Below are 10,400 nucleotides of genomic sequence, written 5' to 3'. Positions count from 1 at the left end.
AGGAACCCCTTCAAGCTAAATTAGAATCAGGTGCAATTCAACGGGATGAAATGCCACCAGAAGAAGAAGAGGAACCCCTTCAAGCTAAATTAGAATCAGGTGCAATTCAACGGGATGAAATGCCGCCAGAAGAAGAAGAGGAACCACTTCAAGCCAAGTTGATGGTACAGCGCAAGTCAGGAGTTGGTGGTACGGCTGCTACACCAGATTTGGAAAATTCCATCGAAAGTGCCAGAGGTGGCGGACAATCCCTTTCGGAGAATATCCGAGAACCGATGGAAGAGGCATTTGGGGCAGATTTTAGTGGGGTGAAGGTTCATACTGATGGGCAATCGGATCAACTTAATCAATCGATACAGGCTCGTGCATTTACTACGGGGCAGGATATATTCTTTCGCCAAGGGCAATACGATCCTGGGAGTCAGGGGGGACAGGAGTTGCTGGCGCATGAATTGACACATGTGGTGCAGCAGAATGGTGGTGCGGTGCAGCCTAAACTCACAAAACCCATTCAAACGAAGCTGAATAGTCATCCAAAAGATCCTTCTGAGGATGAAACAGATGCAGTAGCAAATCAAGTTGAGACAGTCCCAGTGTCCCAATCAAGCACCACCGATATTCATGGAGATTGGCTGACAGATGCAGTATCAGCAGTGGGAGATGCAGCTTCAGCAATTGGTAATGTGGTGAAGGTTCTGATTACTAAGGCAGAATTGCAAGAAATCTTTGCCAAAGGAGCAGCAATGACTCCAGAAGAAGCAGCTCAGGCGAAGAAGCTCCTTTTCCAATTGAAGGGCGATGATTTCCGAGAAATATTGAAGGAAGCGATCAAAAGTGGTGCTTTCTTAGAGATGTTATCCAAATTGGATTTCTGGGAGATTTTGAATACCGTAGCCAACCTCAGTGAAGAAGTTGTAGTACCTACGACATTACTGAAACCTGCAACGAATACAATAGAAGATGATTTCAAACGCGCCAATGAAATTTACAATCCCCATGGAATTGAAATTGAAAAGGGTAATCATGTAGATATTAGTGAGATGACTACGAAGACGCTTCTTGGTGGCGATACGGAATTAGATGAGTTTACGACAAACCAAGCTACGGCTGAAGAATTGAAGCTGATGGAAGAAAACCGCACTAAGGGTCGAATAACAGGTTACTGGGTTCCTTCGATGCCTTCTTCACGGGGTGAGGCACTGACTAAGGATCATCTCACCAATATGTTAGACGATCGCACTTCGGTAGTAGTCAATACTCAAGATCGCGCCCAGGATACCTTCGCCCACGAACTCGGTCACACTCTCGGTTTGCCCCATGAAGACACTGATGCCAATAACCTGATGGCATCAGGCAGTACCCGCAATATCACTGGACCGGGAATTGACAAGCTCTCAGACAACCAGTTGGATATCATCCGTAAGAGCCTATTTATGGAACTGGGTAAAAAAGGTGTCGGCGAATAAGCTCGACTTAGATAATTATGGGCAAGATACGAACATCAATCTGGCTATTAGCGGTTGTTGTAGGGATCGGAATTATCCTCACAAACTGTATGGGGGAATTAAGAGGCGATATGACCTTATCTCAAACATCCTCATTAGGACTCCCTTATTCTCCTGCTGTTCTGGCTAGTAACGGAGAGGTGATTCTTGTTGCAGATCGTAGCGGTTCCCTACTATTTTGGCAGTGGCCTGAGTCCCCTGGTTCAGCAATTAAGGCTCATGAAGATAGCCCAAAAGCGGTGGCAATAGGTCGGGATTTTGCCACTACAGGGGGATGGGACCTAACAGTCAAGCGATGGGATGCGATCGCACAAAAGCCACGTTTCTCAGTAAAGCCATTTAAGGGAAGAATTACAGCCATCTGCGCTCAGGGAGACGATCTGGTTGTGGCAGGAGCTAACCGAGACACAACCAACAAGAGTTCAGAGAAAGAAGACCGCGTGTTTTTGCAACCTGGGGAACTCCGGCGTGTTGACGCAACTGGTAAATTAACACCCATTCCGCTAGAGAGTGCTGGTCAGATTGACGAGCTTGCTTGTGGGGATGGGTGGATTTTGGCCATCGATCGCGGTGCTAAAGATAGTTTACGATGGATCGAGGGTAGCGAACAAAGTACCATTCCCTTGGCAAAAGGTCCGGCTACAGCGCTGGCTTCGCTCCGTACAGAGGCTTTAGTAGCAGATGGTGCTGGTATCTGGGCAATTAACCCAAAGGACGGCACTCGCAAGTCAGTGGCAACCTTTGAGCCAGATAGTCCACAGGTTTTGGCATTACTGGCAATTAACGACAGTATTGTTGGGGCTACCAGCGAAGGCGTGTTCCGTTGGCCAGGAGCAACTCGCTTATCTCCAAAGAAAATGCAGCCTGTGGCGTTGGCAAAGCATGGTAATTCCTTGCTAGTACTTTGGGAAGATGGCTGGCTGGAGGAACTAGATCCTGAAAATGGAACTGTCTTACATGGAGCAAAAGTACCCAGATAAGCGCCGTCTGTCTGTTATCGGTAGTGCGATCGCGTTGCGCTGTTGCAAGCAGATCGCATTTAGATGCTAAATGCAGCTTTCTCCTGTCACCTTAACAGGAGAAAGCTGCATCAAGCTAAGGGTGGATAGTTCCTGGCGTTGAGAGGCTATCTCACTCTAAGGAAGAGAATATGGAAATAAGGCATGACAACTACAAGTCAGGATCTGTTTTCGAGATTGTCCCAACACTCAGTCGGCGCATTATCAAGCAATTCATCTTATTAATATGGATATAGGGGAATTTCAAGATGCCATATATAGAGTGAGTGAACTCCACAAACAGCGAGACTATAACTTAGCTCTAAAATTGGTTCAGGAACTTCTTGCCCATTATCCCTACTCAGTTGATTTACTTGTAAAGTACGCCAAACTTATTCAACTATCAGACAACGAGAGCGATGAATTTCCTCCGTTGATGGTGGAGTAATAACGATTCCCCTAGCAATTGGGACAATTCTAGTTATTGTCGGTGCGACAGGATTGATTATTAACTGGAAAGATATCACGGGCAATCTTACTGAACTTGGTACTATTGCCGTTGACTGGGTTACTGATACCGCTAGTGATGTGACTGATAAGATTATCGATAAGCTCAGTCAAGGCGCTGGTATTGCTCGTGGCATACTTGAAAAATTTCGTCAAACTATTGAAGATTATCTTCGAGACACTATTTTCTACTCTGAAAGTCAGTCTGATGAAGGTGAATCTAAAGAGAGAGTAGACGATGCAATTGAAGAGCTTCTGGAAGGAGCTACTCTAGAAAACGATAGTTCAAAATCAAAAATCTATAGTAAGAGTGGTGGTGAAGAAGAGGCTAATAGAGACTTCGATGAGCTGACTGGAAAGCTTGGAGCAACCGTCAAGGATAGAGGTGGTGGAACTAGGACAGCAGAACTACCTGACAGATCGACAACTGTTATTCATTCCAAGAGTAGAGAGGATCTCCCAACTATACAGATAGATCGACCTGGTGTAAGAAGACATATCAAGATCAGATATAGGTAGAAAGTTGAGTAAGATATGAGCAATGATGAGTGGATTTTTTTTCATCCTGTTGTTAACTCTGAAAGTGTCAACGAGATTCAGAAAAAGCTCTCTAAGGTTGTAGATATTTCCCGTGAAGACAACTTGTTACTGATCAAGCAGAGCGGTTGGGTTGCTGTTCCTGTAGAAAGTGGTGACCACTTCAGTGGAGATGACAGAGATAAACTGTTGGATTGTGTCTTAGAATATGGATATCGAGAAATCATAGCAGTTCCCTTGGAGAAACTTAATGATTTTCCCGCCGCATTCATTATCCCTTCAACTGCTGAATCAGTTGAGGAATTCAATCGAAAATGTGGCGGCTTTTGGTTCGCGATTTTTGCTGGAAAACCTGACTGGGTTATTCTTTGCACAAAACTTGACTATCTAGTTATTACAGGGAAACCTAGCTTTGTCCGACAATTTTTGGGCAGTGAGATTGATGAGGCATTCAGCTTATTTTATAAGTTTGCTTCTGACTGCACTTACGAATCTGTTACTTGGCAAAATCGTCTCTTCTTTCTGCTGGAGCAACTCAAAACCGAGTATCCAAGTGCGGAAGCTGATAGAGCAATCGACCTTTTCCCCCCGAACGACTTGGGGTGATTGAGTGCCCGCTGCTATTTGGATAGATACGCAGTCTACCAATTCACAAGAAAGAACATATAGTAAAGTTTTTAACATTATGACCATAACAGAAACAGAGATTCACGAAATTCAAACCCACATTGCACCGTTACTGGGACAGAAACCTTGGGATGTGTCTATCGGAGTTGGCAGCTTTATTACTTTCGACTTTGGTACTCCTATTCCCAGAAAATTTTCACATAAAGGAAAACGCTTACCAGCTCGTGGCGAATGGCATTTATGGATCTATATGTGTGCTTGGCGTTTACAGAAGGGCGATCAAGTTCTGGCTGCTTGTGAAGACTCACGAGAGCAAATGGAAGCAGCAGTTAAGTCCATGGAAGGTTTAGCCCTTCAGTCCATTGAAGTACTTCCTCCAGCTTGGGATACTATCTTTACTTTTGAAAATAGGATTGTGCTGCGCACTTTTTCAATTTACTCAGATTCTTCAGAAGAAGGATCTGAAAACTGGCTCCTCTTTACACCTGGACAGAATGTACTCTCTATTGGTCCGGGCAGCACCTGGTATTATGGAAGCAGTTCCGCACCTTGAATAGGTAGTTCAGTATCAAAAAATTACCGTCCTTTCTAGCAATAGAGTCTTTGGCTTTTACCCAAGTAATTAGAAATTGAGCTAATGATTATAACAGAAAATGAGTTCCTTCAACGCGACAAAAAGCAAGATATTGAGCCGATGGTAGTTAATTTGTCTTCTCTAGAAAAGGTAGAAAAAGTTGCTTAGACAATATCGCTCAAGCTAATCAGGTTGTCAAACTTCGCCATCGCCAAAAATAAATGCTAAATTAAAGCCATACTAGATTTGGCAGAGACTAGCCATGGGTAAGTGAGAAAGATGCCAGATATTCAAACTCAATTGGCACAGGGAGAAGACTTCACAGACATTACTTAGCGAGAAGAAGAAATAGTTTGACGATGGAAGAATAAGTATTTAATACACCACGAAGGCACGAAGGCACAAAGGAAGAGATAGGTAATCTTTAGCGCAAGGGGAGCAGGATCTATAATTTATCCTAAATCCGGGTTAATTATCCTGTTAAGCTAAAAACAGGCAGAAACTACCACACCAGGGTTTGGCATGACAAGCGTATCACCTCCAACAAAGTCAAATCGCCGGGAAAAGCATCGCGAAAATGACTGGCGACTATTTCTGAAACTACTACCCTATGCCCGTCGCACTGGGCGTTTGTTATTTGCGTCTATGGCGTTACTTGTACCCCTGTCTGTAGCCAGTGCGGTACAACCATTAATTATTGGACAATCCATATCCTTAATTCGCCAGGAAGAGCAAACTTGGTTTTTTCTCCAAAATCGTCCTTTACAAGAAGGGGTTAATATTCTCATCGGTTTATTGTTACTAACTGTCTTAATTAGACTAGTATTTGTGGCGGTACAGGGATTTTTGGTAGTGAAGCTGGGGCAACAAATTACTGCTGATATTCGCGAAGATTTATTTCACCATGTTACTTCCCTTGCTCTACGGTTTTTTGATAAAACACCTGTGGGGATGTTAATTACCCGACTTACTAGTGATGTGGAAGCATTAGGTGAGGTATTCTCTACAGGTGCAATTGGTATTATCGGCGACATGCTCTCTATGATTGCGATCGCGCTTACCATGTTTTGGGTGCAATGGCAATTGGCATTACTGTTGGTTTTTATGCTATTTCCGGTGACTGGTTTAATTATTTACTTCCAACGGGAATATCGTAAAGCTAACTACAAAGCGAGGGATGAACTTGGCACCCTCAACTCAATGCTGCAAGAAAATATTATGGGGATTAATATTGTGCAGCTATTCCGCCGCGAACAATTCAATACCGAAATGTTCCGTGCGGTGAATAATCGCTATATTATCGAAGTAGATAAAACTATCTTTCACGATTCAGCAGTTTCGGCAACACTGGAATGGATTAGCTTGGTTGCGATCGCGGCTGTATTGTGGTTAGGTGGTTTATTTGTTCTGGGAAATACTCTCAGTTTTGGTGTATTGTCTGCTTTTATTCTCTACGCCCAGCGTTTATTCGATCCTCTCCGCCGCTTTGCTGAGAAATTCACGATGCTCCAAGCTGGATTTACGGCAATTGAGCGGATTACTGATATTTTGAATGAGCCGATTGAAATTCGCGATCCAGAAGTGGAGATGGGGGGGAAAAGGAGAAGAGGAGATGGGAAAATTGATGCTTCAGAATTCGGGCTTCAAACTTCTCCACAATCGGGAGAAATTCGGTTTGAACATGTTTGGTTTGCTTATAAGTCAGATGAATATGCGATCAAAGACTTGAACTTTACAATTAATCCTGGGGAAAAGGTGGCATTAGTTGGTCCTACAGGTGCGGGGAAGAGTTCAATTATTCGCCTTTTATGTCGGTTATATGAACCCACACAAGGGCGAATTTTAGTGGATGGAATTGATATTCGGGATGTACCGCAGGTCGAACTTCGACGTTATATGGGTGTGATTCTTCAAGATGGGTTTCTGTTTGCTGGGGATGTGAAGAGTAATATTACATTGGGAGAAAACTATGGAATTGAGGAGGTTCACTCCGCAGCAAGGGTGACAAATGTTGCCAGTTTTATTGAAGCGCTTCCTGAAGGATATGATACCCAATTGCGGGAGAGGGGAACTAATCTTTCTGGGGGGCAAAAGCAGTTATTAGCATTTGCTCGTGCTGCAATTCGCGATCCGAAAATTTTGGTATTGGATGAGGCTACAGCTAGTTTAGATGTGGGAACGGAAGCTTTGATTCAAGAAGCATTGGATCGACTATTAATCCAACGTACTGCTATTATTATTGCTCACCGACTTTCAACTATCCGCAATGTAGATCGAATTTTAGTACTGAAGCGAGGGGAGTTGGTAGAGTCTGGCTCTCATGAGGAACTTTTAGATCTTGATGGTTTGTATGCGGCTTTATATAAGTTGCAGATGTTGGGGACGTGATTGGTTATTGGTTGTTTGTTGTTTGTTATTGGTTGTTGGTTGTTTGTTATTGGTTGTTTGTTCAAATATTAATTGATAATTTAAGATGATTGTTATATATGAATATGAAATTGATTAAACATATTATTTCGACACCGATAACGATCGTAATCGCACTATTTATGGGCTGTTCAGATCGGAATGTTCCTCAATTAAATACTGAATCTGAGTCCACTTCAAGGAATCAATCATCTCAAAAAAATTCTTCAATTCCACCTTCACCAAAACATACTTATAAGATTGCTGATGCTATTTCCATTACTGATAAAAACTTAAACTTACAATTTACAGTAAATGGAACGCGGGAACATCCTGGGAAAGGGGTGATTAAACCCAATCAAGGACACAAATGGATTTTAGTGAATACTACAATTGCTAATAAAGGACAAGAGTCTAAAAAGTTTTCTGTTATTTCTTTTGCGATGATGGATGGTCAAAATAATACTTATGATGTGGCTTTATTGGCGGGGGCACTAGAGGATGTGGAAAGCCCTACGGGTGATATTAGTCCGGGTGAAAAACGGCAAGGTGAAGTGGCTTTTGAAGTGCCAGGAAATTCTAAAGGATTGAAGTTATTATTTAAACCCAATAGTAGCATTTGTGACAGATCTGCAAATGAACCGAAGGCGTTAGTAGATATTAATTGTCAACCAATTTTAGTCAATCTGGATTGAGGAAATTAATCTTTACAGGTTAGAGGTGAGAAGGGTAATATTCTATCTGTTTGATTGAATAACTATATCCTGAAGATTGAAGATCTAGCTATGAATGTTATAATTTCCAGATCCTGAGTGTTTTAGATAACTCCAATTTATGATTATAATAGCGGTTTTCAGTTCCATGAAGTAGGGGCAAAGAAACCCGGTTTCTCCGAGAAACCGGGCTTCTTGTAGAAATAATATTTTTGAGATAGCTAATATTTGGCGCAAAATATGAGAAAATTACTATATCTTTTCTCTTAATTATATGACCATCACCCGTAGTGCATCAATACCAATAGCACAACACCGACAGCAATTCCCCGCTTTAGCCAACAAAGCCTATTTTAACTTTGGCGGTCAAGGTCCCCTACCTATGGTATCTTTAAATGCTATTCAAAAAGCTTATAACCATATTCAGGAACAAGGTCCTTTTTCTAATACAATAAATAACTGGGTGACCGTCGAAGCAGATCGGACTAGAGAGGTAATTGCCTCAGAATTAGCAGTGCCCAAAGAAACAATCGCCCTTACCGAAGATGTCACAGTTGGCTGTAATATTGCCCTGTGGGGAATTAACTGGCAAATAGGCGATCGCATTCTCCTCACCGATTGCGAACATCCTGGTATTATTGCGACAGTCGAGGAAATCGCACGGCGGTTTGGGGTAGAATTTTCCTTCTGTCCAATTATGGCAACCTTGAATGAGGGAAATCCCACAGAAGTCATCCTCCAACATCTCACACCTCGCACCAGATTAATAGTATTAAGTCATGTTTTGTGGAATACAGGTCAAGTTTTACCAGTAGCAGAAATAGTCAAAGCTTGTCGCGATTATTCTACTAATAGTCAGCCGATTAGAATTTTAGTCGATGCCGCTCAATCTGTGGGGTGTTTGCCCTTAAATTTAACCGAATTGGGAGCCGATTTCTATGCTTTTACCTGTCACAAATGGTTGTGCGCACCAGAAGGTATTGGTGGTTTTTATATAAAACCAGAAGTACTAGAAGATCTTAATCCGACCTTTATTGGTTGGCGCGGTATTATTCTGGATAAAGCCGGAAAACCAATTGGCTGGCAACCCGATGCCCGACGTTTTGAAGTGGCTACTTCAGCTTATCCTTTGTATGGGGGAGTGCGGGCTGCGATCGCACTTCATCAAGAATGGGGCACATCTCAAGCCCGTTACGAGCAAATTTGTCAGCTCAGTAAGTATCTTTGGCAACGTTTATCTGAAATCAAATCACTCCGTTGTTTATCAACTTCCCCTCCCCAATCTGGTTTGGTTTCCTTTGTTTTAACTAATGGTAAATCATCTAATCAATTAGTTACATCTTTGGAAGAGGAAGGCTTTTTGTTGCGCACTATCCGCGATCCAGATTGTATTCGTGCTTGCGTTCACTATTTTACCGATACTCAAGAGATTGATAAGTTAGTGGAATGGCTAATGGCTAATTGTTAATTGGTTTTTCGTTGTTGGTTATTTGTTGTTTGGTAATTAGATCTAAGTCAATTATTAGCATCAATCTGTAGGGTTATTTATGTGTTCGCGGATCGTTCCCGAAGGGTAGCTAACGCACCATTACCACAATATGTACCGACTTATTCAGTAAAGAATCCTAGGATGGGCAGTGCCACCAGAGATTCAAAAGCTTATTTTTAGGTTAGTAGGCACTGCCCACCCTACACCTAAAGAATTTAGCTCTCATTACAAAAGATTGCATTAAAGAATTGCCCATAGAATTAGAAGGAGATCGGGGAGATAATGCTATTTTAGCCGTAGCATTAGAACTTAAGCAGCAGTGCGATTGTCCGGTAGTTTTAGTTAGTAAAGATACCAATCTGAGAATTAAAGCAGATGCCCTAGGGCTGGCGGCTGAGGATTATGAAACGGATAAGGTTGATCTCGATGAACTATATACCGGAACCACTGAAATCTGGGTTGATAGTGACACAATCGAGCAATTTTTTAAGCAGGGTAGTATTTCCTTAGATAACAAAATATTTCCTAATCAAGCAGTCACATTAGTCGATTCAGCCAATCCATCCCATACAGCATTAGCGATTGCCTTTGGCACTGGGCAGAGTGGGAGTGCAGATGAGAATAGTAAACAACTAATACCTGCAATTAAAGTCCCTTATGGCGGTATTTCTCACATTCAACCTCGTAATCGCGAACAAAAATTTGCCTTCGATTTATTACTGCGAGATTCCATTCAATTGGTTACTTTGGTGGGGAAAGCGGGGACAGGAAAGACACTACTTGCGATCGCGGCGGGACTCCATCAAGTTGCCAACGAACATATTTACAATCGCTTACTCATTTCTCGCCCAGTGATTCCTATGGGTAAAGATATCGGCTATTTACCAGATAAAGGTGAGAGATCGACTTTAGCGGAACGTGCCACAGTTTTACTTTAAAATAAACTGTGTATAATTTTAATATTAGCAATAGCTACCAAATGCGATCGCAAAATTACCACCAACCAATCTCCTTATTTCCCCTCTTTGCGTACCTTTGCGATTA

9 protein-coding genes and 1 pseudogene are annotated in these 10,400 nt (G+C 42.3%); all 10 read left to right on the top strand.

Translation table 11 applies throughout. From position 1 onward, the window contains the following. Positions 1-1,466 (top strand): eCIS core domain-containing protein (locus tag NJ959_RS13395; RefSeq protein WP_254012255.1); only part of this gene is annotated, 1,466 nt, incomplete at its 5' end. A gap of 110 nt (positions 1,467-1,576) precedes the next feature. Beyond that, on the top strand, positions 1,577-2,485 hold the full coding sequence (locus NJ959_RS13390) for a WD40 repeat domain-containing protein (protein WP_254012254.1): 909 nt from the start codon (positions 1,577-1,579) through the stop codon (positions 2,483-2,485). 265 nt (positions 2,486-2,750) lie between these two features. Next, on the top strand, positions 2,751-2,951 hold the full coding sequence (locus NJ959_RS13385; protein ID WP_254012253.1) for a hypothetical protein: 201 nt from the start codon (positions 2,751-2,753) through the stop codon (positions 2,949-2,951). A gap of 53 nt (positions 2,952-3,004) precedes the next feature. After that, positions 3,005-3,529: a hypothetical protein gene (locus tag NJ959_RS13380; RefSeq protein ID WP_254012252.1), complete on the top strand. Its 525-nt coding sequence runs from the start codon at positions 3,005-3,007 to the stop codon at positions 3,527-3,529. 15 nt (positions 3,530-3,544) lie between these two features. Then, entirely contained in the window at positions 3,545-4,153 is a 609-nt protein-coding gene (locus tag NJ959_RS13375) for a hypothetical protein (protein ID WP_254012251.1), read from the top strand. A 79-nt stretch (positions 4,154-4,232) separates the two neighbouring features. After that, positions 4,233-4,727 (top strand): hypothetical protein, encoded by a 495-nt coding sequence (locus NJ959_RS13370; protein ID WP_254012250.1) that lies wholly within the window; start codon positions 4,233-4,235, stop codon positions 4,725-4,727. A gap of 543 nt (positions 4,728-5,270) precedes the next feature. Continuing rightward, positions 5,271-7,136 carry an ABC transporter ATP-binding protein gene (locus NJ959_RS13365; protein ID WP_254012249.1) on the top strand — a complete coding sequence of 622 codons (1,866 nt, stop codon included), beginning with the start codon at positions 5,271-5,273 and terminating at the stop codon, positions 7,134-7,136. Between the two features lie 104 nt (positions 7,137-7,240). Then, the gene (locus NJ959_RS13360) at positions 7,241-7,849 is read left to right on the top strand and encodes a DUF4352 domain-containing protein (protein WP_254012248.1); all 609 of its coding nucleotides are present in this window, start codon (positions 7,241-7,243) and stop codon (positions 7,847-7,849) included. 292 nt (positions 7,850-8,141) lie between these two features. Then, on the top strand, positions 8,142-9,335 hold the full coding sequence (locus NJ959_RS13355; RefSeq protein ID WP_254012247.1) for an aminotransferase class V-fold PLP-dependent enzyme: 1,194 nt from the start codon (positions 8,142-8,144) through the stop codon (positions 9,333-9,335). Between the two features lie 236 nt (positions 9,336-9,571). After that, positions 9,572-10,243: pseudogene (locus tag NJ959_RS13350) on the top strand (PIN domain-containing protein); the annotation flags it as partial. Positions 10,244-10,400: the final 157 nt, after the last annotated feature.

Source organism: Limnofasciculus baicalensis BBK-W-15 (genome assembly GCF_024178385.1).
Classification (GTDB): Bacteria; Cyanobacteriota; Cyanobacteriia; order Cyanobacteriales; family Coleofasciculaceae; genus Limnofasciculus; species Limnofasciculus baicalensis.
The sequence above is the reverse complement of the archived record's forward strand: the minus strand, read 5'-3'. Positions and strand labels throughout refer to the sequence as shown.